The organism is Pseudarthrobacter sp. TE9888, from assembly GCF_056279345.1.
Window position 1 is genome coordinate 3,224,563 of the sequence record NZ_JBWBRD010000002.1, and the last position, 25,250, is coordinate 3,249,812.

At 68.1% G+C, this 25,250-nt stretch carries 21 protein-coding genes; 14 read left to right on the plus strand and 7 right to left on the minus strand.

The window, feature by feature from the left end:
* Positions 1–19 precede the first annotated feature (19 nt).
* The 3 genes from ACZ9J7_RS15430 (at position 20) to ACZ9J7_RS15440 (ending at position 1,837) form a co-directional block, all read left to right on the plus strand.
* Positions 20–733: a DUF3710 domain-containing protein gene (locus ACZ9J7_RS15430; RefSeq protein WP_476210619.1), complete on the plus strand. Its 714-nt coding sequence runs from the start codon at positions 20–22 to the stop codon at positions 731–733.
* A 100-nt stretch (positions 734–833) separates the two neighbouring features.
* Complete coding sequence (locus ACZ9J7_RS15435; RefSeq protein ID WP_476210621.1) at positions 834–1,085, plus strand: single stranded DNA-binding domain-containing protein; 252 nt, start codon at positions 834–836, stop codon at positions 1,083–1,085.
* Positions 1,082–1,837: a DUF3159 domain-containing protein gene (locus ACZ9J7_RS15440; RefSeq protein WP_476210623.1), complete on the plus strand. Its 756-nt coding sequence runs from the start codon at positions 1,082–1,084 to the stop codon at positions 1,835–1,837. The genes ACZ9J7_RS15435 and ACZ9J7_RS15440 overlap by 4 nt, the downstream gene beginning before the upstream one ends.
* Here the strand turns inward: ACZ9J7_RS15440 and ACZ9J7_RS15445 are convergent.
* Positions 1,834–2,592 (minus strand): potassium channel family protein, encoded by a 759-nt coding sequence (locus tag ACZ9J7_RS15445; RefSeq protein ID WP_476210625.1) that lies wholly within the window; start codon positions 2,590–2,592, stop codon positions 1,834–1,836. The two genes, ACZ9J7_RS15440 and ACZ9J7_RS15445, sit on opposite strands and share 4 nt — an antisense overlap.
* A complete protein-coding gene (locus ACZ9J7_RS15450; protein WP_141160783.1) occupies positions 2,589–3,263 on the minus strand; it encodes a potassium channel family protein in 675 nt (224 codons plus the stop codon). The genes ACZ9J7_RS15445 and ACZ9J7_RS15450 overlap by 4 nt, the downstream gene beginning before the upstream one ends.
* A 118-nt stretch (positions 3,264–3,381) precedes the next feature.
* Here ACZ9J7_RS15450 and ACZ9J7_RS15455 point away from each other — a divergent pair, with 118 nt between their 5' ends.
* From ACZ9J7_RS15455 to ACZ9J7_RS15505, 11 genes are all read left to right on the plus strand, one after another.
* Positions 3,382–5,358 (plus strand): APC family permease, encoded by a 1,977-nt coding sequence (locus ACZ9J7_RS15455; RefSeq protein ID WP_476210628.1) that lies wholly within the window; start codon positions 3,382–3,384, stop codon positions 5,356–5,358.
* The gene (locus ACZ9J7_RS15460; RefSeq protein WP_476210630.1) at positions 5,355–6,758 is read left to right on the plus strand and encodes a class I SAM-dependent RNA methyltransferase; all 1,404 of its coding nucleotides are present in this window, start codon (positions 5,355–5,357) and stop codon (positions 6,756–6,758) included. The genes ACZ9J7_RS15455 and ACZ9J7_RS15460 overlap by 4 nt, the downstream gene beginning before the upstream one ends.
* Positions 6,759–6,924: 166 nt before the next feature.
* Entirely contained in the window at positions 6,925–9,738 is a 2,814-nt protein-coding gene (locus ACZ9J7_RS15465) for an aconitate hydratase (protein ID WP_476210632.1), read from the plus strand.
* Positions 9,739–9,867: 129 nt separating this feature from the next.
* Positions 9,868–11,841, plus strand: coding sequence for a 1-deoxy-D-xylulose-5-phosphate synthase (dxs, locus tag ACZ9J7_RS15470; protein WP_476210634.1), 1,974 nt, complete (start codon positions 9,868–9,870; stop codon positions 11,839–11,841).
* Positions 11,838–12,458 carry a DUF402 domain-containing protein gene (locus tag ACZ9J7_RS15475; RefSeq protein ID WP_476210636.1) on the plus strand — a complete coding sequence of 207 codons (621 nt, stop codon included), beginning with the start codon at positions 11,838–11,840 and terminating at the stop codon, positions 12,456–12,458. The genes dxs and ACZ9J7_RS15475 overlap by 4 nt, the downstream gene beginning before the upstream one ends.
* Complete coding sequence (locus tag ACZ9J7_RS15480) at positions 12,455–13,015, plus strand: hypothetical protein (RefSeq protein ID WP_476210638.1); 561 nt, start codon at positions 12,455–12,457, stop codon at positions 13,013–13,015. Before ACZ9J7_RS15475 ends, ACZ9J7_RS15480 begins: the two co-directional genes overlap by 4 nt.
* 9 nt (positions 13,016–13,024) lie before the next feature.
* The gene (locus ACZ9J7_RS15485; RefSeq protein WP_476210640.1) at positions 13,025–14,002 is read left to right on the plus strand and encodes an aldo/keto reductase; all 978 of its coding nucleotides are present in this window, start codon (positions 13,025–13,027) and stop codon (positions 14,000–14,002) included.
* 6 nt (positions 14,003–14,008) lie between these two features.
* Entirely contained in the window at positions 14,009–15,034 is a 1,026-nt protein-coding gene (locus ACZ9J7_RS15490; RefSeq protein WP_476210642.1) for a nucleoside hydrolase, read from the plus strand.
* Positions 15,035–15,183: 149 nt separating this feature from the next.
* Positions 15,184–16,089 carry an ECF transporter S component gene (locus tag ACZ9J7_RS15495; RefSeq protein WP_476210644.1) on the plus strand — a complete coding sequence of 302 codons (906 nt, stop codon included), beginning with the start codon at positions 15,184–15,186 and terminating at the stop codon, positions 16,087–16,089.
* A 10-nt stretch (positions 16,090–16,099) separates the two neighbouring features.
* Positions 16,100–16,894: an energy-coupling factor transporter transmembrane component T gene (locus ACZ9J7_RS15500; RefSeq protein WP_476210645.1), complete on the plus strand. Its 795-nt coding sequence runs from the start codon at positions 16,100–16,102 to the stop codon at positions 16,892–16,894.
* 4 nt (positions 16,895–16,898) lie between these two features.
* Positions 16,899–18,479 carry an ABC transporter ATP-binding protein gene (locus ACZ9J7_RS15505; RefSeq protein ID WP_476211872.1) on the plus strand — a complete coding sequence of 527 codons (1,581 nt, stop codon included), beginning with the start codon at positions 16,899–16,901 and terminating at the stop codon, positions 18,477–18,479.
* Positions 18,480–18,491: 12 nt separating this feature from the next.
* On the opposite strand, the gene ACZ9J7_RS15510 is transcribed toward ACZ9J7_RS15505, so the two are convergent.
* From ACZ9J7_RS15510 to ACZ9J7_RS15530, 5 genes are all read right to left on the minus strand, one after another.
* The gene (locus tag ACZ9J7_RS15510; RefSeq protein WP_476210647.1) at positions 18,492–20,657 is read right to left on the minus strand and encodes a 3-hydroxyacyl-CoA dehydrogenase NAD-binding domain-containing protein; all 2,166 of its coding nucleotides are present in this window, start codon (positions 20,655–20,657) and stop codon (positions 18,492–18,494) included.
* Positions 20,654–21,931 carry a thiolase family protein gene (locus tag ACZ9J7_RS15515; RefSeq protein WP_476210649.1) on the minus strand — a complete coding sequence of 426 codons (1,278 nt, stop codon included), beginning with the start codon at positions 21,929–21,931 and terminating at the stop codon, positions 20,654–20,656. Before ACZ9J7_RS15515 ends, ACZ9J7_RS15510 begins: the two co-directional genes overlap by 4 nt.
* 121 nt (positions 21,932–22,052) lie before the next feature.
* Positions 22,053–23,387 (minus strand): HRDC domain-containing protein, encoded by a 1,335-nt coding sequence (locus ACZ9J7_RS15520; RefSeq protein ID WP_476210650.1) that lies wholly within the window; start codon positions 23,385–23,387, stop codon positions 22,053–22,055.
* A gap of 12 nt (positions 23,388–23,399) precedes the next feature.
* On the minus strand, positions 23,400–24,092 hold the full coding sequence (locus ACZ9J7_RS15525; RefSeq protein WP_476210652.1) for a DUF3000 domain-containing protein: 693 nt from the start codon (positions 24,090–24,092) through the stop codon (positions 23,400–23,402).
* Positions 24,093–24,150: 58 nt separating this feature from the next.
* Entirely contained in the window at positions 24,151–25,248 is a 1,098-nt protein-coding gene (locus ACZ9J7_RS15530; protein WP_476211873.1) for a threonine aldolase family protein, read from the minus strand.
* Between the last annotated feature and the right edge of the window lie 2 nt (positions 25,249–25,250).

Consider the following 25,250-nt stretch of genomic DNA (forward strand, 5'->3'; position numbering starts at 1 on the left):
CAGGAATAAGGAGTCACCCATGGTCTTTGGGCTCGGCAGGAAAGCAAAGAACGAAGAACCGGCGCAGCCGGACGAAGAACTGACGATTGCAGAGGACGGGGAAGGCGAACCGGGCACCGCGGCCCGCCGCCAGGACGGTCCGTTCGACGAGGCCGAGATCAGCAGCCGTGACGGCTTCGTGGACCTGGGCGCCCTGCTGATCACTCCGAGCGAAGGCCTCCAGCTCCGTCTCGAGGTGGAAGAAGCGACCCAGCGGGTGGTGGCTGTCACCCTGGACCTGAACGGTTCCAGCCTCCAGCTCCAGGCCTTCGCCGCCCCCAAGACAGAAACCCTGTGGGACGAGATCCGGGAACAGATCGGCCAGTCGGTGGGCGCGCAGGGCGGACAGGTTGAGGAAGTGGAAGGCGCCTTCGGTACGGAACTGGTGGCCAAGCTGCCGGCCGGCCTGCCTGATGGCAGCCAGGGCTACCGCGTGGCCCGGTTCATTGGCGTGGACGGACCCCGCTGGTTCCTTCGCGGCGTCCTGGGTGGCCCCGCGGCGCTCGAACGCCCGGCCGCCGGACCGCTCGAGGCCCTGTTCCGGCAGGTCGTGGTGGTCCGCGGAGACAGCCCCATGCCGCCGCGCGACCTGCTGCAGCTGCGGCTGCCCAAGGACGCCTCAACCACTCCTCCGCCCGCCGCGCCCACTTTGGAGGAGCCCGAACGTGGTCCCGAAATCACCCAGATCGGCTGAGTCCCCGGAGAACGGGAGCACGCAGGCGGGACGTGGAATTACGCCACTGGGCCAATTGCCGGACCGGGGCAGGGTCCTGTGCCAGGGGCATATCGAATCCGTGACATTCGTCCCGGCCGACCGGACGGCCGAATTCAGCGCCATCGTTTCGGAGGACGACGCTGTCCGCCCCGCCGGCCCGGGACAGGGCAGGCCTCCGCGGCTCCGCGTTGTCTGGCTGGGCCGCCGCCGGGTTCCGGGCATCGAAGCCGGGGCGGAAATCCGGGTTGAGGGGATGCTGGCCCGCGGCAAGGACATGCCCACCATCTTCAACCCCCGCTACGAGATACTGTCCCGCCAGGAGAACGAATGACCGCCCAGCAGCCCGAACAACCAACCGGTCCCGAGAACCCCGGCAGGGCCGGGCGGCAGGGCACGCCGCAGGATGCCGGTCCATCGCCGGTGGCAGGGCTGGCCGCCGAGTACGCGGCCAAGGCCGGACTTCACCGCCGCCATGACGGACAGGTGGACGTCCTCCGGAGTGCCGGGGGAGTGCAGGGCATTGCCGAGAGCATCGTCCCCGGCCTGGTCTTCCTGGTCGCGTTCACCGTCACCCGCGAACTCACGCTGTCCCTGGTGGCGGCCCTGGCCTCGGCAGCCATCTTCACCGTGGTGCGGCTGGTGCAGCGGCGCCCGCTGACCCAGGCGCTGGCGGGCGTCGCCGGCGTCGGTATTTCCGCGTGGCTGGCCAACACCACCGGGAAGGCAGAGGACTTCTACCTTCCCGGTTTCTTTACCAACGGCGCGTACATCCTGGCGATGGTTCTCTCCATCGCGGTCAAGTGGCCCGTGGCGGGCCTCCTCTTCGGCTTCATCCGCAACGAGGGCGTGGAGTGGCGCAAGGAACCGTCGCGGGTCAAGGCCTACCGGCTGGGCACGTGGATCATCGTGGCGGTCCTGGCCCTCCGGCTCATCGTCCAGGTGCCGCTCTACCTTATGGGCACGGACGGCCTGGCCGCACTGGCCACGACCCGCCTCATCATGGGCGCACCCTTGTACATCCTGGGCATCTGGGTGGCGTGGCTGGTAACCCGGCCGGCACCCAAGGCCGAGCCGGCCGACTAACCGTCGAAGCCGTCGTCGTCCAACGCGTGGCCGTGGCTGCCCGCGGTGGCCGGCTCGGCGCCGTCCGAGGCCTCGTCGCCCGTGTCGATGCTGCCCGGGGCGGAGGACAGGAGCTCACGCAGCCCGTCCTCGGCAGCAATGGTGGTCACGAAGAAGAGCTCGTCCCCGCCGTCGATGACGTCGTCCCGGCTGGGCGTGATGGGTGCCTGGTCGCGCAGGATCGCCACCAGGGTGGCGTCCTCGGGCCAGTGGATGTCTCCCACCGTCATGCCGATCACGTGGGAGTCGTGCGGCACGGTGAATTCCACCAGTGATGCCACTCCGGTCTGCAGCGTCAGCAGGCGGACCAGGTCGCCGATCTCCACCGCCTCCTCCACCAGTGCGGTCATCAGCTGCGGCGTGTTGACGGCCACGTCGACGCCCCAGGAGTCGTTGAACATCCAGTCGTTCTTCGGGTTGTTGACCCGGCCCACGGTGCGGCCCACCCCAAACTCGGTCTTTGCGAGCAGGGACACCACCAGGTTGACCTTGTCGTCGCCCGTGGCGGAGACCACGACGTCGGCGTCCTCCACCTTCGCGCCCTGCAGGGTGGAGAGCTCGCAGGCGTCGCCCACCAGCCAATGGGCGCCCCGCAGCCCGCTGCGGCCGATCACCTCGGGCTTGAGGTCGATCAGCAGGATCTCGTGCTTGTGCGCCAGCAGTTCCCGGGCAATGGATGATCCGACGCTGCCGGCGCCGACGATAACGACTTTCACTGGTACTCCTTGGCGGGGGCTTTGGCGAGGATCTGGGCGATCTGGGCGCTGCGGTCCACCTGCAGCATGGCGTGCACGGTGTCGCCGTCCTGGTACGCCGTTCCAGCGTCAGGGAGCAGGCCCTCGCCGAAGCGGGTCACATAGGCAACCCGGACGTCGGCAGCCTTTTCGATGCTGCTGATCCGGTGTCCAATCCAGCCGGCGTCGAGGTCCAGTTCGGCCAGGACCAGCCGCCCGGACGGCTCACGGAAATCACCGGCGAGGTGTTGTTCGGGCAGGATGCGGCGCAGCACCTGGTCAGCGCTCCAGCGGACGGCGGCCACCGTGGGGATGCCCAGGCGCTGGTAGATCTCGGCACGTCCCGGATCGTAGATCCGGGCGACGACATGCGGGACGTGGAAGGTTTCCCTGGCCACCCGGGTGGCCAGGATGTTTGAGTTGTCACCGCTGGAGACGGCGGCGAAGGCGTAGGCCTCGCCCACACCGGCCTGCTTGAGGGTCTCCCGGTCAAAGCCCACCCCGGTGACCTTCCGGCCGGTGAAGCCCTGGCGGAGCCGGCGGAACGCGCGGTCATCCTGGTCGATGATGGCCACGGAATGGCCGGCATCCTCCAGCGTATGCGCCAGCGTTGCCCCCACCCGGCCACATCCCATGATCACGAAATGCGCCACCGTATCTCCTCTGTATCTGTGTCAGGATCGTGCAGCTAGAACTCTACCGGCATGGCACCTGTTAGGACTGGCAGGCGCCCGTCATGACATCGACCGCGAATCAGACTAGCTTTGTGGGGTGTTGACAATACTGAACGCCGTCAAACGCGTGCTGGTGGGCAGGCCCTTCCGGAATGACCGCCTGGCCCATACCCTGCTTCCCAAGAAGATCGCCCTCCCGATTTTCGCCTCGGACGCCCTGTCGTCGGTGGCCTACGCACCGGACGAGATCCTGCTCACCCTGGCGCTGGCCGGTGTCAGCGCCGTGGCCATCTCGCCCTGGGTTGGCCTGGCCGTGATGGTGGTGCTGCTGACCGTGGTGGCCTCCTACCGGCAGAACGTGCACGCCTACCCGTCAGGCGGCGGCGATTACGAGATCGCCAACGAGAACATGGGCAAGTACGCCGGCCTGACGGTGGCGTCGGCCCTCCTGGTGGACTATGTCCTGACCGTGGCTGTGTCCATGTCCTCGGCGGCCGCCTACCTCACCACGGCTGTACCCTCGCTGCACGGTGAGCAGGCCGTCATCGCCACCATCGGCGTCGTCATACTCGCGCTGGTGAACCTGCGCGGCATCAAGGAGGCGGGCAGCGTCTTCGCCGTCCCCACCTACATCTTCATGGCGTCCATCCTGGGCATGACGGCCGTGGGCATGTTCCAGGCTGCCACGGGGCAGCTGGGGCAGGCGCCGTCGGCTGCCTTCACCATCGTCCCGGCCGAGGGCTTCGACCAGGGCCTGGTGGGCCTGGCCGGTGCTTTCCTGCTGCTGCGGGCCTTCTCCTCCGGCGCCGCCGCGCTGACCGGCGTCGAGGCCATCAGCAACGGCGTCCCCAACTTCCGGCACCCCAAGAGCAAGAACGCTGCCACCACGCTGCTCCTCCTGGGCGTGATCGGCGCGGCCATGCTGGCCGGCATCATCTACCTGGCCAACGCCACCAAGGTCCACATTGTGCTGGACCCCGCCAAGGAATTCCTGCTCAACGGCAACCCGCTGCCAGAGGGCTACATCCAGAACCCGGCCATCAGCCAGATTGCGCAAACGATCTTCGGCGCCGGCAGCATCCCCTTCTATATCGTGGTGGCCGCCACCGGCGTCATCCTGGTGTTCGCCTCCAACACTGCGTTCAACGGCTTCCCGGTCCTGGGCTCCATCCTCGCCCAGGACGGCTACCTGCCCCGCCAGCTGCGGACCCGCGGCGACAGGCTCGCGTTCAGCAACGGCGTGCTGGCCCTCGCAGCAGGTGCCCTGATCCTGATCATCTCCTTCGATGCCGACGTCACCAAGCTGATCCAGCTGTACATCGTGGGCGTCTTCATCTCCTTCACCCTCAGCCAGCTCGGCATGATCCGGCACTGGGGCCGCGAACTGAAACTGGCAAAGGACAAGGCCGTCCGGCGCAAGATGATCAAGTCGCGGACCATCAACAGCATCGGCTTCGGCATGACCGGACTGGTGCTGGTCATCGTTCTGATCACAAAGTTCCAGCAGGGCGCCTGGATTGCGCTGCTGGCCATGTTCATCCTCTTCCTGATCATGTGGAGCATCCGCGCCCACTACGACAATGTGGCCAAGGAACTCGCGGTGGACGAGGACTCCTCGCCCCGCGCCCTGCCCACCCGGGTCCACGCCGTTTTGCTGGTCTCGCACGTCCGCAAGCCCGTCCTGCGCGCCCTGGCCTACGCCCGCGCGTCCCGGCCCTCCCGGCTGGACGCCATCACGGTGGACATCGACCCGGACGAGACGGCGCACACCATCGCCGACTGGGAAAAGCTCGAGATCCCGGTTCCGCTGACCGTCCTCGCCAGCCCGTACCGCGAGACGGTCACGCCCATCATGGACTACGTCAAGCAGATGCGCCTGGACTCCCCGCGGGACCTGGTGGTGGTCTACATCCCCGAGTACGTGGTGGGTAAGTGGTGGGAACAGCTGGTGCACAACCAGACAGCCCTCCGCATCAAGACCCGGCTGCACTTCGAACCGGGCGTCATGGTGGCCAGCGTTCCGTGGCAGCTCAAATCCTCCGAAGAAGCCAAGAACCTCCAGGACGTCCAGTGACCGCCAGAACTTCCCCCGCCGACCAGCCGGCAACTGCTCCAGCGGAAGGGGACCATGCCGGCCACACCGGCCAGGAGGCCCTGCTCGACGTCGGACCCGTGGCCCACGGCGGGCACTGCGTGGCGCGCCATGAGGGCCGGGTGGTCTTTGTCCGGCACGCCGTTCCGGGCGAAAAGGTCCGGGTCCGGCTGACCGATGCGGGGGACAGTGCCAAATTCTGGCGCGCCGATGTCATCGAGGTGCTCGAAGCGTCCCCGGACCGGGTGGAGCACTTCTGGCACGTGGCCGATTCCCTGCGCGCCTGGGGCCACGGCCACCCGCCGGTGGGCGGTGCCGAATTCGGGCACATGGCGCTGGCCAAACAGCGCAGCCTGAAAGCGGACGTCCTCGCCGAGCAGCTCACCCGCCTGGCCGGCTTCGAGCAGGTGCCGTCCGCGTGGGACGGTGCCGTGGAACCCGTGGGGGAAGCGGACGACGGCGGCACCGGCCTTGGGTGGCGCACGCGGGCGAGTTTTTCGGTCACCCCCGGCGGCAGGCTGGGGATGCACGCGCACCGCTCCAACCACATCGTTCCGGTGCGGGAGATGCCCCTGGCAAGCGAAGCAATCAACGCCCTGCGCCTCTGGGACCTGGACCTGCAGGGCATCGAACGGGTCGAGGTGGCCGCGCCGGCCAACGGTTCCCGCCCCCTGGTGCTCCTGGCCCCCGCGCCCGGAACCAAGGACAAGCGGCTGCGGGCCATCGCCGCCGCGCTGCCGGAGGAGGCCTCGGTGGCAGCCTTCGATCCGCTGGCCGGCACCGTCACGCAGCTCCGGGGACGCACCTGGGTCCAGGAAACCGCCGCCGGCCATGACTACCGGGTGACCGGCGAGGGTTTCTGGCAGATCCACCGCGACGCGCCCGGGACGCTTGTGGGTGCTGTCACAGAATTCCTGCGTCAGGGGGACTTCCTCAACCCCGGTGCGGTGGTGGCTGATCTCTACGCCGGCGCGGGGCTCTTCACCGCCGTATTGGCCGACGCAGTAGGGGAGACAGGGTCCGTGCTTTCGGTCGAAGGGGCCCCGGGCACCAGCCGCGACGCCCGGAAGAACCTGCATTCTGCGCCCCAGGTGGAAGTAATCCAGGGGCGCGTGGAACGGGTCCTTCGCCAGAAACCGCGGAATTTCGACGCGCTGGTCCTTGACCCGCCCCGCGCCGGTGCCGGGAAAGCCGTCGTCGGGCAACTCGTGGCCGCCCAGCCCCGGGCCATTGCCTATGTGTCCTGCGATCCGGCGTCGTTCGCACGTGACCTCGGTTACTTCCGCCGCTCCGGGTGGGTACTCGCGGGGCTCCGGGCGTTCGACCTGTACCCCCACACCCACCACCTCGAGACGGTGGCGTTGCTGACTCCGGCTCCGTGATGCCGGTGCGGTTTTCGACTACGATGGCCGTAGTAGTCCCACGTCGCGCCCGAATTCTCGGCCGGCCGTGTGCAAATTTTCGGGCCCTGGAGCTACTTAGGGCTTCCTAACTAGCAGGCGGTCAACCGCGCGACAAAGATGAAACTGTTGCGAGAGGAGTCCTGCGATGAGCACTGTGGACAGCTTCGGTTCAAAAGGCAAACTTAATGTAGCCGGAACCGAGTACGAAATTTTCCGGTTGAACTCCGTTGAAGGTGCAGAAAACCTTCCGTTCAGCCTCAAGGTATTGCTTGAAAACCTGCTGAGGACCGAGGACGGCGCGAACATCACTGCCGATCACGTCCGCGCTTTGGCAGGCTGGGATCCGAATGCGGAGCCCGATACAGAAATCCAGTTCACGCCGGCGCGCGTGATCATGCAGGACTTCACCGGCGTTCCCTGCGTGGTGGACCTGGCCACCATGCGTGAAGCGGTCAAGGACCTGGGCGGCGACCCCAAGCGGGTCAACCCCCTGGCTCCCGCCGAGATGGTCATCGACCACTCCGTCCAGATCGACGCCTTCGGCAACTCCGGCGCACTGGAGCGCAACATGGAGATCGAATACCAGCGCAACGGTGAGCGTTACCAGTTCCTGCGCTGGGGCCAGACCGCTTTTGACGACTTCAAGGTTGTTCCCCCGGGAACCGGCATTGTGCACCAGGTCAACATCGAGTACCTGGCCCGCACCGTCATGACCCGCGAAGTGGACGGTGCGCTGCGCGCCTACCCTGACACCTGCGTTGGCACCGACTCGCACACCACCATGGTCAACGGCCTGGGCGTGCTGGGCTGGGGGGTCGGCGGCATCGAAGCCGAGGCAGCGATGCTCGGTCAGCCCGTCTCCATGCTCATCCCGCGCGTCGTGGGCTTCAAGCTCAGCGGCAGCATCCCCGCCGGCGCCACCGCAACGGACGTGGTCCTGACCATCACCGAAATGCTGCGCCAGCACGGCGTGGTGGGCAAGTTCGTTGAGTTCTACGGCGAAGGCGTCGCAGCAGTGCCGCTGGCCAACCGCGCCACCATCGGCAACATGAGCCCCGAGTTCGGTTCCACCGCCGCCATGTTCCCCATCGATGACGTCACCCTGGACTACCTGCGCCTCACGGGCCGCTCAGACCAGAACGTGGCACTTGTCGAGCAGTACGCCAAGGAACAGGGCCTCTGGCACGATCCTTCCCGCGACATCAAGTTCTCCGAGTACCTGGAACTGGACCTGTCCACGGTGGTGCCGTCGATTTCCGGCCCCAAGCGGCCGCAGGACCGCATCATCCTCTCCGAGTCCAAGGCCCAGTTCCGCGAGGACCTGCGCAACTACGTCAAGGTGGACCTCGCCGACGGCAGCCTGGACGAAGCGATCGACGAGAGCTTCCCGGCGTCCGACTCACCGTCGTTCACCGCCACGGCAACGCACCTCTCCGAGGAAGCCCCGCACGCCCACGGTCCGAAGTCCAACGGCCGCCCGGCGAAGAAGGTGGCCGTCAAGACCGCCGACGGCCGCGAATTCGAGCTGGACCACGGTGCGGTGTCGATCGCCTCGATCACCTCCTGCACCAACACGTCCAACCCGTCCGTGATGCTGGCCGCAGCACTGCTGGCCCGCAACGCCGTCGAAAAGGGCCTCGCCGCCAAGCCGTGGGTCAAGACCTCCGTTGCCCCCGGTTCCAAGGTTGTCACCGACTACTACAACAAGTCGGGCCTGACCCCCTACCTGGAGAAGCTCGGCTTCTACATCGTGGGCTACGGCTGCGCCACCTGCATCGGCAACTCCGGCCCCCTCGACGCCGAGATCTCCGAGGCCATCCAGGCCAACGACCTCTCCGTCACCGCAGTCCTCTCGGGCAACCGCAACTTCGAAGGCCGGATCAACCCGGACGTCAAGATGAACTACCTGGCCTCCCCGCCGCTGGTCATCGCGTACGCCCTGGCCGGAACCATGGACTTCGACTTCGAGAACGACGCCCTGGGCCAGGACGAAGCCGGCAACGACGTCTTCCTGAAGGACATCTGGCCGAACCCGGTTGAGGTCCAGCAGGTCATCGACTCCTCCATCGACAAGGGCATGTTCGCCCGCGGCTACGAGGGCGTCTTCGAGGGCGACGACCGCTGGAAGGCCCTCGACACCCCGGCCGGCGACACCTTTGCCTGGGACGAGAAGTCCACCTACGTCCGGAAGCCCCCATACTTCGAGGGCATGAAGGCCCAGCCGGAGCCCGTCCAGGACATCTCGGGCGCCCGCGTGCTCCTGAAGCTCGGCGACTCGGTCACCACCGACCACATCTCTCCGGCCGGATCCTTCAAGTCCGACACCCCCGCCGGCCAGTACCTGCTGGCCAACGGCGTGGAGCGCAAGGACTTCAACTCCTACGGCTCGCGCCGTGGCAACCACGAAGTGATGATCCGCGGCACGTTCGCGAACATCCGCATCAAGAACCAGCTCCTGGACGGCGTCGAGGGTGGCTTCACCCGTGACTTCACCCAGGCCGACGGCCCGCAGGCCTACGTCTACGACGCCGCGCAGAACTACCAGGCAGCCGGCACCCCGCTGGTGGTCCTGGCCGGCAAGGAATACGGTTCCGGATCATCGCGTGACTGGGCTGCCAAGGGCACCGCGCTGCTGGGTGTCAAGGCCGTCATCGCCGAGAGCTACGAGCGTATCCACCGCTCCAACCTCATCGGCATGGGCGTCCTGCCGCTGCAGTACCCGGCCGGCGAGAACGCTGCCAGCCTGGGCCTGACCGGCACGGAAACCTTCTCGGTTGAAGGCGTCACCGCCCTCAACGAGGGCACCACGCCCAAGACCCTGAAGGTCACCGCCACCGCAGAGGACGGCTCCTCCAAGTCGTTCGACGCCGTGCTGCGCATCGATACCCCGGGTGAAGCGGACTACTACCGCAACGGTGGCATCCTGCAGTACGTGCTGCGCCAGATCTCCGCGAACTAGCGGGTTCCGACAGCAGTCACCATCCACCCCGAAGCCCCGGCCGGTCACCGACCAGCCGGGGCTTCGGCTTTGCATTCACACCGAGGCGTTAGAGTTAAACGGCACGTCTACCACCCGAAGGAGGGGTCATTGGGAATCTTGGACACCATCCGGAATCCGCAGGACCTGAACGAGTTGACCGAGGAACAGCTGGAACAGCTGGCCTCGGAGATCAGGGATTTCCTGATCACGAACGTCTCCCAGACGGGCGGCCACCTCGGGCCCAACCTCGGCGTCGTGGAACTGACGCTGGCCGTGCACCGCATCTTCGAATCCCCCCGCGACAGCATCGTCTTTGACACGGGGCACCAGTCCTACGTCCACAAGCTGCTGACGGGACGGCAGGACTTCAGCACTCTCCGCCAGGAAGGCGGCCTCTCCGGCTACCCGGACCGGGCCGAATCCGAACACGACATTGTGGAAAGCTCGCATGCGTCGTCGTCCCTGTCCTGGGCGGACGGTATCTCCCGGGCCCGCCAGCTCACCGGCGAAGGCGACCGGCACGTGGTGGCCATCATCGGCGATGGAGCGCTCACCGGCGGAATGGCCTGGGAAGCCATCAACAACATTGCGGCGGACAAGAAGCGCCGCGTGGTTATCGTCGTCAACGACAACGGCCGTTCCTATGCACCCACCGTTGGCGGATTCGCCGACTACCTGGCGTCCCTGCGCCCCACCATCGACTCCTTCCGCGCCGCCCCGGCCTACGAGGGCGCCCTCGACTGGTGGAAGAAGAAGCTGCAGGACGGCGGCCCCGTGGGGCAGTTCACCTACAAGAGCCTGCACGCCATGAAAAAGGGCATCAAGGACTGGTGGGCGCCGCAGGGCATGTTCGAGGACCTCGGCATGAAGTACATCGGCCCGGTGGATGGCCACAACCTCCAGGCCATGGAGCATGCACTGTCCACCGCCAGGAACTACGGCGGTCCCGTGATCGTCCATGCCATGACGGAGAAGGGCCACGGCTACGCTCCGGCCCGTGCCCATGAAGCGGATCAGTTCCATGCCGTTGGGATCATCGACCCCGAAACCGGCGAGCCCACCGGCACCGGGGGAGCCCAGTCCTGGACCTCGGTGTTTGCCGATGAAATCGCCGCCATCGCCGACGAGCGCGACGACATCGTGGGCATCACCGGGGCCATGCTGATTCCCGTGGGCCTGCACAAGTTCGCCGCCAAGCACCCCAAGCGCGTCATCGACGTCGGCATCGCCGAGCAGCATGCGCTGACCGCCGCCGCAGGCATGGCCTTTGGCGGCCTGCACCCGGTGGTGGCCGTCTACGCCACATTCCTGAACCGGGCCTTCGACCAGCTGCTCATGGACGTGGCCCTCCACAAGGCAGGCGTTACCATCGTCCTTGACCGCGCCGGCGTCACGGGCCCGGACGGCGCCAGCCACCACGGGATGTGGGACATGGCCATGGTCCAGATCGTCCCCGGGCTGCACCTCGCCGCGCCCCGCGACGCCACCCGGCTCCGCGAGGAACTGCGCGAAGCCGTGGCCATCGATGACGCGCCCAGCGTCGTCCGCTTCTCCAAGGGATCCGTCGGCCCCGCCGTCGAGGCAGTGGAACGGCTCAGCGACGGCGCGGACATCCTGGCCCGCAGGCCGTCCGGCTCCACCGAAAACGACGTCCTGATCGTCAGCGTCGGCGCCATGGCAGAACTGGCGTTGGATGTCTCCAACCGGCTCGGCGCGCAGGGCATCAGCACCACCGTGGTGGACCCCCGCTGGGTCCTCCCCGTCCGCCGTTCCATCATCGCGTTGGCCTCGCACCACCGCCTGGTCATCTGCATCGAAGACGGCGTCCGCGCGGGCGGCGTCGGTTCCCGCATCCGCCAGGAGATGCGCGCCGCCGGTGTGGACACGGCACTGAACGAGGTAGGCCTGCCCGTGGAGTTCCTCGACCATGGCACCCGCAACCAGGTGCTGGAGCGCGTTGGGCTGACCGCCCAGCAGATCACGCACGACGTCGTCGCGCAGGTCCTGGGAACCAAGGTCCCCTTCGCGCGGCCCCTCCCCGGGCAGCAGCACCCCACCACCGGCAGCCTTCCGATCCTGTGAGGGACGAGGACGAGCTGAAGTATCCCGGGCCGGCGGGGGAATCCGGACCAGTCCTGCACACCACGACCACCCGGGTTCCGAATGGGCTCGAGCCAGGCCAGCTGGTGGTCTCCAGGAACCGGAAATGGAACGGCAAGGCCCACTGGGTGGTACCCGGGCGCTACCTCGGCGAAGACGAACACGGGTGGTGGATCTTCCAGGGCACCAACGAATTCTGCTCCCGCCCGGGCGCTGCGTTCTACACACGCTCGGATGCTGTCCTCCTGGTGCCGCGGCAAGGTGACTGGGTGGCCACGTTCTACGACTCCGCGCACCCCGGTGGAGTGCGGGTCTACATCGACCTCGCGGTAGGCCATGAGTGGACACACATCCGGCCTGCCGTGACTGAGTTCCATGTGATCGACATGGATCTCGACGTCATCCGGACCGAGGCCCGCGGCGTCTTCATCGACGACCAGGACGAGTTCGCGGAGCACAGCGTCTCAATGCACTACCCCCAGCGGCTGATCGAGGATATCCAGGCTGCCGCGGACGGGCTCTACCACGCCGTGAAGGCACAGCACGCGCCATTCGACGGCACCGACGTCGAATGGTTTACCAAAGGACGCACCACATGAGCGGCATTGTCAGGGTCTACAAGCGCGACGACGAAGGCGCCCTCCATTTCAGGGAGGCCTGGTTCGACGAAGAGTATTCCCAGTTCGTCATGAACTTCGGCGCCGTGGGGCACCAGAGCAAGACTGAGGAAACGGATGTCCCCGACGCCGCCGCTGCCGACGGCCTCCTGGACGCCTTCGCAGCCCAGTGCGCGGAGGACGGCTACGCCGAAGTCCCCAACGGGGAGCAGTCCTGGGTGGTGGTCCAGTTCGCCCTCAAGACCAAGGACGGCACCGACCGTGACCGACGCCTTGAACAGAAGGCCAAGGACTCCCTCATCAGCCACCTGGCCTGGCGCGGATTGGGAACGGTGGAACGCTCCGAATTCACCGACTACAAGCTGAACATCTTCTGCCTGTGCCCGGATGTGAACAAGGCCGTCAGCGCCATCAAGGTCTGCGCCCGCAACGAGGACCTCGACTTCACCAAGCTCAGCATCGGGGCTGCCCCGTACAGCCAGCCGGACCAGTACAAACTCAAGCATTCCGCCAAGCCCGCCAGCAGCTTCAGCCTCTAGGAGACGTTCGTGACCAGCTACCGCCGTGTTGGAAAATCAGGCCTGACCGTCTCCACCGTTGGCCTGGGCTGCAACAACCTGGGCCGCGCCAACACCGCCACCGAGTCGCAGGACGCCACGGACGGCGTCGTGAATGCCGCGATCGACGCCGGCATCACCCTGTTCGACGTGGCAGACAACTACGGCAAGGAACCCGGGCTCAGCGAAACCATGCTGGGCAAGGCGCTCGGGCGCCGGCGCGCAGACGTGGTGGTTGCCACCAAGTTCGGGATGGACACCCGGGGCGCCAACGGCCCCGACTTCGGTGCCCGCGGCTCCCGGCGGTACATCATCCAGTCAGTCGAAGCCTCGCTGCGGCGCCTGGATACGGACTGGATCGACCTTTACCAGTTCCACACCCCGGACCCGCTGACGCCCATCGACGAGACCCTGGCAGCCCTGGACACCCTGGTCCGCAGCGGCAAGGTCCGCTACATCGGCCACTCCAACCGCTCCGGGTGGCAGATCGCCCAGGCGGAATACGTGGCCCGCGAACTGGGGACCTCCCGGTTCATCTCCTCGCAAAACCACTACAACCTGCTGGACCGGCGCGCCGAGCTGGAAGTGACCCCGGCCGCGGAGGAGTTCGGCCTCGGCGTCCTCCCGTACTTCCCGCTGGCCAACGGCCTGCTCACCGGCAAGTACTCCCCGGGCCACGCCCCCGAAGGGTCCCGGCTCAGCCACACCCGCACCAACATGGTGGACGACGCCGACTGGGACCAGTTGGGCAGGTACAGCGCCTTCGCGAAAGAACGCGACCTCACGGAGATTGAGGTGGCTTTCTCCTGGCTCGCAGCCCAGCCCTCGGTGGCCAGCGTCATCGCCGGCGCCACCCGGCCGGAGCAGGTCCGGCAGAACGCCGAAGCCGCTAACTGGACCCCCACCCCTGAGGACCTCGCCACACTCGACGACATCTTCCCCGCCGTGCCCAAGGTCGCCCTCTTCTAGGCCACGATGCCCGCCTACCTCCTTGATGTCGATACCGGCATCGACGATGCCCTTGCCCTTGCCTACCTTGCCGCCCTGCCGGACACGGAGCTCGTGGCGGTCACGGCCACCCCGGGCAACGTCGACGCCGACCAGGTAGCGCGCAATACCCTCGCCTTACTGGAGCTGTGCGGCCGGCCAGGGGTGCGGGTGGCCGTGGGGGCCCGAAAGCCGCTGTCCGTCCCGCTGGTTACCACTCCGGAAACCCACGGACCCCAGGGCATCGGCTACGCCGTTCTGCCTGAACCGGCCGGCCAGCCGAGCCGCCGGAACGCCGTGGATTTGTGGATCGAAGAAGCCAGGGCCCGCCCGGGGGAGCTGACTGCCCTCATCACCGCTCCGCTGACCAACTTCGCCCTGGCGCTGCGGCAGGAACCGGAACTCCCCAACCTGCTGGCCAAAGTGGTGATCATGGGCGGTGCCTTCTACCACCAGGGCAACACCACCCCCACCGCCGAATGGAACACCCACGTGGACCCGCACGCGGCCAAGGAGGTCTACGCCGCCTACCGCGGCCAGCCGCTGGATAAACTTCCCATCGTTTGCTCCCTGGACACCACCGAGCGGATGGAACTGCATCCAGCCCACGTCGCCGCGCTGGCACGGGCGGCAGGTGCCTCCGCTCCGGAACGGGTCCTCCCGGTGGACCCGGAGGGGCGCCGCAGCACCTCCGGCAACACACTGGTCAGGCACCTGTCGGATGCCCTGCGCTTCTACTTCGAGTTCCACCGGCGCTACGACCAGGGCTACCTGGCCCACGTCCACGACTTCTTTGCGGCCGGGGTGGCGGCGGGCACGCTCGAATATACCGCGCGCCCAGCCACCGTGGACGTCGAAACGGACTCCCCGCTCCTGATGGGAACAACGGTGGCAGACTTCCGGGGACTGTGGGGAGCGCCCCCAAACGCGCGGGTGGTGTCCGGCAACAACCCGGAGCAGGCGTTCCGTGAGCTCGTCTCCGCCGTCGGAGGCCTTGCCCGCCGGGTGGGATGAGGAGCAGCCCTCCGCGGGCAATCGCCGGTAGAATGGGCTCCGGACCGGCCCGGCGCAGTTGCCGCCGGATTCTGCCGAGGTGACATAGGCAGCCACACTCCGGCCCGGTACTGCCGGGCCCACTGCCTGCACCCAAAGGAACATTCCCCATGTCATCGCCCTCTTTGACGCTCCCGTCCCAGGAACGCCCCGCGGCACGCCGCCGGCTGCTGGAGATCCTTGGCGCCCTGGCCATCGTGGCCACCTACGTCTACCTGGTCCTCAACCAGCCGGCAGACATCACCGGCGGTCCAGGCAGCGCATCGGCACTGATCGCCCTCACCGGGTTCCTGGCAGGGGCAGTCCTGCTGATCATTGCCGTGCTGCCCACCCTCCCGGCATCCACCCTGGTCCTGATCCCGGTCGCGCTGGTCCTGAACATCGTGCTGGGACAATTCGTCGGCAGCACCCTTGTTCCCTTCTACCTCGACGCCATCGGCACCGTGCTGATCGCCGTCCTGGCAGGGCCGGCCGCCGGTGCCGCCACCGGCGCCCTCAGCAGCATTGTCTGGTCCTTCTTCAATCCCACCGTGCTGCCGTTCGCCGCCGGCGCCGCGCTCATCGGCTGCCTGGCCGGGCTCGCGGCACGCTACGGCCTCTTCCGCCGCTTCTACCTGGCACCCGTGGCGGGCTTCGTCACCGGGATCATCGCCGGCGTCGTGTCCGCCCCCGTGGCCGCCTTCGTCTTCGGCGGAACGTCGGGCGTGGCCACCGGCGCTATCGTCAGCGCCTTCCGGGCCATGGGGGACACCCTCCTGGCGGCCATCACCAAGCAGGCACTCCTGTCCGACCCCATGGACAAGGCCATCGTGTTCACCATCGTGGCCGTCCTGGTCTACGCGTTGCCCCGCCGGGCGCGCCAGCAGTTCCCCTTCATCCGGCGCCACCGGGTGCTCGCCGGCACCACCCCGGCCTCGACGGCGGAGGGAACCCGGGTCGAAGCTTCAGCACAGGCGCAGGCACCGGCCCAAGGGAACGGTTCCGGGCCGGCCAACGATTCGTCGCGGAACGGCTGACCCGGGCACCGTGACGGCATCCCCGGCAGGCAGCACGGCAGCACCGGCAACGGCACGGCGGGAGCGGCTCAACCCGCTGACCTCCCTCGCCGTTGCAGGCAGCACGGCGGTCATGACGACGGCGGCGGCAAGCTGGCCGCTGTCCCTCACCGTGGTTGCCGCCTGCCTTGTCCTGTCGCTGGCAGCAGGGACGGGCCGCCGCGTGCTGCCTGCGGCGGCCGCGGTCATGGTCCCGCTCGGCCTGTCCCTGCTGGTCCTGCACGGCCTGTTCTTCCCGGAAGGAAGGACAGTGCTGGCGGCGTGGGGGCCTGCCCGCATCACGGCAGAGGGCCTGGGCTTTGCCGGGCAGCGAATCCTGCAACTGGCCGCCGTCGTCATGGCCCTGCTGGTGTTTTCCTTCAGTGTCAGGGTCGCGGACTTGGTGGCGGCGTTGTCCGCCCGGGGCGTGCAGGGCCGGTTCGCGTTCGTGCTGGCATCCACGCTGACCCTGCTTCCGGCCATCGCGGGGCGGGCCCGCAGTATCCGGCAGGCCCAGGAATCCCGCGGCCTGGTCATCTCCCGGGGCCTGGTCTCCAGGGCGGCGGCGTTCCGTCTGCAGGCCATTCCGCTGGTCCTTTCACTGATTGAGGATGCAGGTACCCGGGCCGCTGCCCTGGAGGCCCGTGGGCTGGGTAACGCCGGGCCGCGGACCAGTTACCGGGAGGTGCCGGATTCCACGCTGCAGCGGGCGGCACGGTCCGTGCTGGTGCTGCTGGCCCTGGCCGCAGTGGTTCTCCGGGTGGTCCTGGCAGGTACGGGTGGCTGACCACATGGCCACGGGCGGTCCCGGCCTTCCCGTCAGTGACGGCAACGCCGGCGGTGGGTCCGCGCCCATCCTGGCTGCCGGCATCAGGGACTTCACCTTCCACGAGGCGCCCGCCCCAGCCCTGCGGGATGTCAGCGTGTCCTGTCCACCGGGCTCGTTCATGGCCATCCTCGGCGCATCCGGAAGCGGCAAGTCAACCCTGGGCCGGCTGCTGTCCGGCTGGCTGCCACCGGGTGGGCACGGCACGCTGGCAGGCTTCCTTGAATTGGCCGGCACGCGGCTGGAGTTCGACGGCGGCCCGGGGGACCCGCGGATTGATCCGGCCCAGTGGGGCCGGCACGTGGGGTTCGTGCCGCAGGACCCTGCCGCGGTGCTGTCCACGGTCCGGGCCACGGTGGCGGAGGAACTGGCGTTTGGTTTGGAAAACACCGGCGTGGACCGTGCCGGGATGGAAGCCGCCGTCGAGCGGACTGCTGGCCTGCTGGGGCTTGGCAGCCTGCTGGACCAGGACCCGGCGAGGCTGTCCGGCGGCCAGCTGCGGCGGCTGGCCATCGGCTGCGCGATCATCCCCGGGCCACCTGTGCTGGTCATGGACGAGCCCTTCGCCTCCCTGGACGCGGCAGGGGCCAACGAACTGGCCGCCCTGGTCCGTGACCTGATCAGGGGCGGGACCGCCGTCCTGATCCTCAGCCAGGCGGTCGATCCGCTGCTGCTGGAGGCCGGCACCTGGCTGGTCCTGGAAGACGGCTCGCTCACCAACTCCGGGCCGCCTGCCTTCTTCGGGCCCGGCTCCGGGAGGCTGCCGCGCGCCATCCGGCGGCTGGACGCCCCGCCAGCGGCGCTGCCATCCACCTCCGCGACCTCCAGCCGCACGGAGCGGGCGACGCCCGCAGCGCTGGAGCTCCGGGACGTGTCCTTTGGTTACCCGGACGCGCAGGCATCCCGGCGCAGGCGCCCAAGGCGGGAACCCGGCCGCCGGGCCATGGTGCTGCAGGACGTCCGCCTGGCAGTCCACCCGGGGGAAATCGTGGCCGTCACCGGGCCCAACGGGGCAGGCAAGTCGACCCTGCTGCGGCACTTCAACGGGCTGCTGCGCCCCACTTCGGGCACTGTGCTTGTCCGCGGCAGTGACATCGTCGGAGCTCCCGTGGGAAAAACAGCAGCATCGGTGGGCCTGCTGTTCCAGCAGCCCCGCGACCAACTGTTCGAGCGGACCGTTCTGCGGGAGGTCGGGTTCGGCCTGGACCGCCTGTTGGGGCCGGCCCTGGCTGCGGAGCGCGCCGGCGCGGCACTGCAGGCCGTCGGCCTGGCGGACGCGGCCCGGGAGCATCCGGCCGAGCTGCCGGCGTCCGCCCAGCGACTGTTGGCCCTGGCCACCGTGCTGGCCCGCAGGCCGGCCGTCGTGGCGCTGGATGAACCGACGGTGGCGCTGGATGGGGACGGACTCGCGCTGCTTGACGCTGCCGTACGGTCGGTTGCGGAGGCGGGCGCCGCCGTCGTGCTGGTCACCCATGACCTGGGATATGCACGCGCGGCGGCGCACCGCATCCTGACGCTCGACGGCGGCCGGCTGGTTCCGGCCTGACCGCCGGTACGCCTAGTCCCGGGACTTGCCCGACGCGATCCCGGGCTGCAGGAAACGCTTGCCGTTGACCCGCACCGATGCACCCACCCGGTCCAGGTACGGCGTGATGCCGCCCAGGAACATGGGCCAGCCGGCGCCCAGGATCATGCACAGGTCGATGTCCTCGGGTCCGGCGACGACCCCTTCCGCCAGCATCAGGCCGATTTCCTCTGCCAAGGCATCCTGGACACGGTGCAGCACCTGCTCCGCCGTGGAGGGGCTGGAGCCAAAGGACATCAGGTCAAGTGTGGACTGGGGGATGGCCCGGGTACCGTCCGGGGCGGTCTCCCACAGTGCCTTGATGTTGTTGTCGATGAGCTTCTTGAGGTTGTCCGAGACCGGGAAACGGTCACCGAAGGCAGCGTTCAGGGACTCCTGGACATGCTGCGCCACGGGCAGGCCCACCATGGCCAGCAGCGTGAACGGTGTCATGGGCAGCCCCATGGGGCGCAGCGCGGCGTCCGCCACCTCCGCCGGGGTGCCCTCGTCGAAGGCCGCCGTCACTTCGCCCATGAGCCGCAGCAGGATGCGGTTGACCACGAACGCGGCCGCATCCTTGACCAGCACCCCGGTCTTCTTCAGGGCCTTGGCCAGCTCGAAGGCGGTGGCGAGCACGGCGTCGTCGGTCCGCGGGGCACGGACAATCTCCAGCAGCGGCATGACGGCCACGGGATTGAAGAAGTGGAAGCCCACCAGGCGCTCCGGGTGCTCGAGGTCCGCGGCCATCTCCGTCACCGAGAGCGATGACGTGTTGGTGGCCAGGATGCACTCCGGCGAGACGATGGCCTCCACTTCGGCGAAGACCTGCTTCTTGATGTGCAGTTCCTCGAAGACGGCCTCGATCACGAAGTCGGCGTCCGCGAAGGCTTCCTTTGACACCGAACCGGTCACCAGCGCCTTGGTGCGGTTGGCCGCGTCCGGGCTGACGCGCTTCTTGGCCAGCAGTTTGTCCACCTCGCCATGGACGTAGGCCACGCCTTTCTCCACCCGGGCCTGGTCGATGTCGGTCAGGACCACCGGCACCTTCAGCTGCCGTGCGAAGAGCAGTGCCAGCTGGCCGGCCATCAGTCCGGCGCCCACCACGCCCACTTTGGTAACGGGCCGGGCCAGTTTGCGGTCCGGAGCGCCGGCGGGCCGCTTGCCGCGCTTCTGCACCAGGTCGAGGAAGGCGTAGACGGTGGAACGGAACTCGTCCGTCTGCATGAGCTCGGCGAGGGTTTCACACTCCAGGGCGGCGGACTCCGCGGCGGTCATGGTGCGGTTGGCCTCGAGGATGTCGAGGACCTTGGCGGGGGCCGGAGAGGCGTTGGAGGTCTTGCCTTCCACGAACTTCCGCCCCGCGGCCACGGCGGCGCTCCAGCGGGCGGCGGCGTCGGGGGAGGAGGGGTCGACGGCGTTGGGCCGTTCCGGGACCACCTCGCCGGAGATGACTCCCGCAGCCCAGGCCAGCGACTGCTCCAGGAAGTCGGCGGGCTCGAAGGCGGCGTCCGCGATTCCCATGCCGAATGCCTGCGTGCCGGTCAGCGTCCGGTTGTTGCTCAGCGGGTTCTCGATCATGACCTTGACTGCGTTTTCCGGACCCACCAGGCGGGGAAGGATGTACACGCCGCCCCAGCCGGGAACCAGGCCCAGGAAGCCTTCCGGCAGCGCCAGGGCGCCCGCCCCCGTGGACACCGTGCGGTAGGTGGACTGCAGGGCGATCTCCAGGCCGCCGCCCAGTGCGACTCCGTTGATGAAGGCGAAGCTGGGGACGCCCAGGTTGGCCAGGGTGGCGTAGACGTCGTGGCCCAGCTGCGCCATCCACAGTCCGTGTTCACGCTTTTCGAGCGACTTCACAGCGGAGAGGTCCGCGCCGGCCACGAGGTAGTGCGGCTTACCGGTGACGCCCACGCCCACGATTTCACCGCGGGCTGCGCGTTCCCGCAGGCCTTCCAGTACTGTGCCGAGCTCCACGAGGGTGTTGGGGCCAAGGGTGGTGGGCTTGGTGTGGTCCAGGTCGTTGTCGAGGGTGACCAGGGCAAAGGTACCCGGGCTGGGCTTCCCTGCAGTTCCCGGCAGGGCGATGTCCTGGACGTAGGAGTGGGTCACGGTTTCGTTGGGGAAGAGGTCCGCCAACGTGCGGAAATCTGCGGCGCTCATGCCATGGCTCCTTCGGAAGCGGTAGCAGCGGTGTCCCCGGCGGGAGTTCCACTGTAGTCGGGGTGGTGCGGGTTCTCCCAGATCACGGTGCCGCCCATGCCAAGGCCCACGCACATGGTGGTGATCCCGTAGCGGACCGACGGGTCTTCCTCGAACTGGCGGGCCAGCTGGATCATCAGCCGGACGCCGGAGGACGCCAGGGGGTGGCCTACGGCGATGGCCCCGCCGTAGCGGTTAACCCGGGGGTCGTCGTCGGAAATGCCGTAGTGGTCCAGGAAGCTGAGGACCTGGACGGCGAAAGCCTCGTTGATTTCGAACAGGCCAATGTCATCGATGGTCAGTCCGGCGTTCTTCAGGGCTTTTTCGGTGGCCGGCACAGGCCCGATGCCCATGACCTCCGGCTCCACTCCCGCGTAGGCGTAGCTGACGAGCCGCATCTTGACGGGCAGGCCCAGCTCGGCGGCAGCATCAGCGGAGGCCAGGACGGCAGCGGTTGCGCCGTCGTTCAGGCCGGCGGCGTTTCCTGCGGTGACCCGGCCGTGGGCGCGGAAGGGCGTGCGGAGGCCGGCGAGGTCGTCCAGGGTGGTGCCGGGGCGCGGCGGTTCGTCCTTGCTGTGGACTGTCCAGCCCTCGCCGGGCTTGCGGGCGGCAACGGGAACCAGGTCGGGTTGGATGCGGCCGCCCCGGTAGGCGGCTGCCAGCTTATCTTGGGATGCCACCGCGTAGGCGTCGGTGCGTTCCTTGGTGATGGCGGGGAACCGGTCATGCAGGTTCTCGGCGGTGTTTCCCATGTTCAGGGCGGCCGGGTCCACCAACCGTTCGGACATGAACCGGGGGTTCGGATCGGCGCCGGAGCCCATGGGGTGGTGTCCCATGTGTTCCACGCCGCCGGCAACAACCACGTCGTAGGCGCCGAAGCCGATGCCGCCGGCCGTAGTGGTGACAGCGGTCATGGCGCCGGCGCACATGCGGTCGATGGCGAAGCCGGGAACAGTCCGTGGAAGGCCGGCCAGCAGAGCGGCCGTCCTGCCGAGGGTGAGGCCCTGGTCGCCTGTTTGGGTGGTGGCGGCGATGGCCACTTCGTCGATCCGCTCCGGTGGCAGTGACGGGTTGCGGCGCAGCAGGCCGCGGATGCATTTCACGATCAGGTCATCGGCCCGGGTCCCGGCGTAGATTCCTTTCTCACCGGCCCTGCCGAAGGGCGTGCGGATGCCGTCCACAAAGACGACGTCCCGGACAGTGCGCGTAGATGCGCCGCTTCCGTGCTGGCTCACGTGTAACTCCTCATCGAGATGTGGCGCGCCGGGTGCATGCCGGAGGGCGGCAGCAGCCAAGCGTCGGTCACACCGATGTTACTCGTGAGTAACTTAGCCTGCAAGGGCTTGGTCGGGAAGTTTACTGGCCGCTGGCTGCCGCGACAGGTTTGGTTTCCTTGGGCGGCAGCGGCTGCGGGTTCAGGAAGGCGCCGGAGATCAACGGGGCGGTGAGCTCCACCTGCCACTCCCGTGCACCGAGGGCCCGCAGTTCAGCAGCAATCGAGTCATCGCTGACATCTGCAGGAGGCCGCCATGCCACCCGCCGCAGGTAATCGGGTGTCAGCAGGTTCTCCAGCGGCAGGTTCAGCTCCTCGGCTTTTGCCTGGAGCAGGGGCCGGGCCGTGCCCAGGCGGGCAGCCGCCTCCGGATCGCGGTCTGCCCAGACCCTCGGCGGCGGCGGGGCGTTGGTGGCCAGGTGCAGGGGCGGAAGCTCCTCGAGGTCCCGTGCCGCGGCGATGCAGCGCAGCCAGCGCGGAGCCTCGCGCTGCGCAGCGCGTCCGTGGAATCCCTTGGTGCTGAGGAGTTGCGGGACGGTGGCGGGCATGGCCTTCGCCGCCGCCACCAGGGCGGAGTCCGGAATGAGCCTGCCCGGTGCCACGTCGCGTTTCTGCGCCAGGGAGTCGCGCTCCAGCCACAGCTCGCGGACGGCGGCCAGCTGGCGGCGGTCCCGGATCTGGTGCAGGCCGGAGGTTTTCCGCCAGGGGTCCACGCGGGGAGGGGCGACGCCGGCGGCCAGGATGGCGGCAAATTCCTGTTCGGCGTATTCGAGCTTCCCGTCGGCCTGGAGCAACTCGATGAGTTCCTCACGCAGCTCGGTGAGGACCTCGACGTCCAGGGCGGCGTACCGGAGCCACGGTTCCGGCAGGGGGCGGGTGGACCAGTCGGCCGCAGAGTGTTCCTTGGCAAGGCCGAATCCCAGGAGCTGTTCGATGACTGCCGCCAGGCCCACCCGGGGCAGCCCGGCCAGGCGTGCGGCGAGTTCGGTATCGAAAAGCTTGTCCGGCCACATCCCGAGTTCGGACAGGCAGGGCAGGTCCTGGCTGGCCGCGTGCAGGATCCATTCGACGCCGTGCAGGGCGTCGTTGATGATGTCCAGGTTCCCGAACGGCTCGGGGTCGATCAGCCAGGTGCCTGCGCCCTCGCGCCGGATCTGGACCAGGAAGGCGCGCTGGCCGTAACGGAACCCGGAGGCCCGTTCGGCGTCAACACCGGCCGGGCCGGTGCCGGCGGCAATCGCGGCGGCGCAGCGTTCCAGCCCGGACTGGGTTTCGATGACCAGGGGAACGCCGTCCCGGGGTGCGTCGAGATCGATGATTTCGGGGATGGGGCTGTCAAAGCCCTCCACCGTGATGTGGGGTGCGGCAGCAGCAGCCGGGACGCCGGCCGTGGTGTTTTCCGGAATGTTTGGGGTCATGATGCCCCCAGTTTACCGGGCTGCCCCGAAACCGTTCTGCTGGCCCCGCCGCCGGGGCGGGAGGGCCGTGACGCCGTCGGGCAGCGGCGGCAGGCCGGCGAACGTGCACACCATGTCGGACCAGGCTTCCAGGTGTGCCTGAACATCGGAGGAATCGGGGGTCCAGGAGGCCCGGAGTTCGATGTCGATGGACCCAGGCCGGCCGGCCAGGGTGCCGAAGCTTTCTGACAGGACACGGGTAGCCGTGCCACCGGCGGCCCGGTACGGGGCCTTGTGGTTTTCCAGCGCCTCCACCAGCCACGTCCATGCGACGGTGCCCAGCATCTGGTCGTTGCCCATTTCCGGTTCCAGTTCGGCCCGGATGTAGGTCACGATGCGGAACTCGCCGTCCCAGACAGCTGAGCCGTCCGGGTCATGCAGGAGGATGAAGCGTCCGGTGGCGAGTTCGGTCCCGTCCTCGTCCGCAGTCCCCGCCTCGGCTGTACCGGCGGCCGCGGCGAAAGCGAGGGCTGCAGGGCCGTGGACCGGCGTCGAAGGGGCACCGACGCCGGGCGCCATGACTTCAGCGCCGAGCGCGACGGCGAAGGGGGCCAGCCGCGCGGGGGCAGGGATCTCGGCCAGCCGCAGCTCCTTGCGGCACCGGGCTTTCCTGAGGGTTCCCAAAGCGTGGAGAAAATCCGGAGGAACCTGGTCAAGTGCGTTCACCTTGGCAGATTACGGGGCGGGGCGCGGCAGGGGAGGAAGGCTCGCCGTCAGCGGCCGGTCACCCTGCCCGGCCATCCCGGTAATCCCGCAGCTCATGGCGGATGGCGGCGGCGAAGGCATCAACATCCTCCTCGGTGGTGTCGAAGGAGCACATCCAGCGGACCTCCCCTGCTGCCTCATCCCAGTCGTAGAACCTGAAGGAACTCCGCAGCCTGTCCGCCACGCCGGGCGGAAGGATGGCGAAGACGCCGTTGGATTCGGTTTTCCGGGTGGGCCGGACGCCCTCAATGGTGTCGACGGCGGCACGCAGCCGGGTTGCCATGGCGTTGGCATGCGAGGCGGAGCGCAGCCATAGGCCGCCTTCGAGCAGGGCGATGAACTGTGCGGACATGAAACGCATCTTGGACGCCAGCTGCATGTTCATCTTGCGCAGGTACACCAGGCCGTGGGCGGCCTCAGGATTGAGCGCCACCACTACCTCTCCAAAGAGCAACCCGTTCTTGGTGCCGCCGAAGGAGAGGATGTCCACGCCAGCATCCCTGGTGAACGCCCGGAGGGGAACGCCCAGGTGGGCCGCCGCGTTGGCGAGTCGGGCGCCGTCCATGTGCAGCTTCATGCCCTTGGCGTGGATGTGGTCGGCGATGGCCCGCACTTCCTCCGGGGTGTAGCACGTACCCAGTTCCGTCGTCTGGGTGATGGACACTGCCAGCGGCTGGGCGCGGTGCTCGTCGCCCCAGCCCCAGGCCTCCCGGTCAATCAGCTCCGGGGTCAGCTTGCCGTCCGGGGTGGGGACCTGCAGCAGCTTCATGCCGCCGATGCGCTCGGGTGCCCCGTTTTCATCCATGTTGATGTGCGCGGTGGAAGCACACACTACGGCGCCCCAGCGGGGGAGGAGGGACTGCAGGGACAGGACGTTGGCGCCGGTGCCGTTGAAGACGGGGAAGCATTCGATGCCCGGGCCGAAGTGTTCGACCATCAGTTCCTGCAGCCGCGCGGTGTAGTCGTCCTCCCCGTAGGACACCTGGTGCCCCTCGTTGGCTGCTGCCAGCGCTGCCAGGACCTCGGGGTGGACGCCGGAGTAGTTGTCGGAGGCAAAGCCGCGCACCTTCGGATCGTGCAGCCGGAGCGCCGGGCCTGTTTCTGCTGTGGTGGTCATGG

Excerpts from the sequence above, each read along its gene's own strand:
- ACZ9J7_RS15480 (WP_476210638.1), top strand. The coding sequence starts at position 12,455 with ATGAGCGGCATTGTCAGGGTCTACAAGCGCGACGACGAAGGCGCCCTC.
- ACZ9J7_RS15530 (WP_476211873.1), bottom strand. The coding sequence starts at position 25,248 with ATGACCACCACAGCAGAAACAGGCCCGGCGCTCCGGCTGCACGATCCG.
- ACZ9J7_RS15510 (WP_476210647.1), bottom strand. The coding sequence starts at position 20,657 with ATGAGCGCCGCAGATTTCCGCACGTTGGCGGACCTCTTCCCCAACGAA.
- ACZ9J7_RS15495 (WP_476210644.1), top strand. The coding sequence starts at position 15,184 with ATGTCATCGCCCTCTTTGACGCTCCCGTCCCAGGAACGCCCCGCGGCA.
- ACZ9J7_RS15490 (WP_476210642.1), top strand. The coding sequence starts at position 14,009 with ATGCCCGCCTACCTCCTTGATGTCGATACCGGCATCGACGATGCCCTT.
- ACZ9J7_RS15440 (WP_476210623.1), top strand. The coding sequence starts at position 1,082 with ATGACCGCCCAGCAGCCCGAACAACCAACCGGTCCCGAGAACCCCGGC.
- ACZ9J7_RS15520 (WP_476210650.1), bottom strand. The coding sequence starts at position 23,387 with ATGACCCCAAACATTCCGGAAAACACCACGGCCGGCGTCCCGGCTGCT.
- ACZ9J7_RS15465 (WP_476210632.1), top strand. The coding sequence starts at position 6,925 with ATGAGCACTGTGGACAGCTTCGGTTCAAAAGGCAAACTTAATGTAGCC.
- ACZ9J7_RS15430 (WP_476210619.1), top strand. The coding sequence starts at position 20 with ATGGTCTTTGGGCTCGGCAGGAAAGCAAAGAACGAAGAACCGGCGCAG.
- ACZ9J7_RS15505 (WP_476211872.1), top strand. The coding sequence starts at position 16,899 with ATGGCCACGGGCGGTCCCGGCCTTCCCGTCAGTGACGGCAACGCCGGC.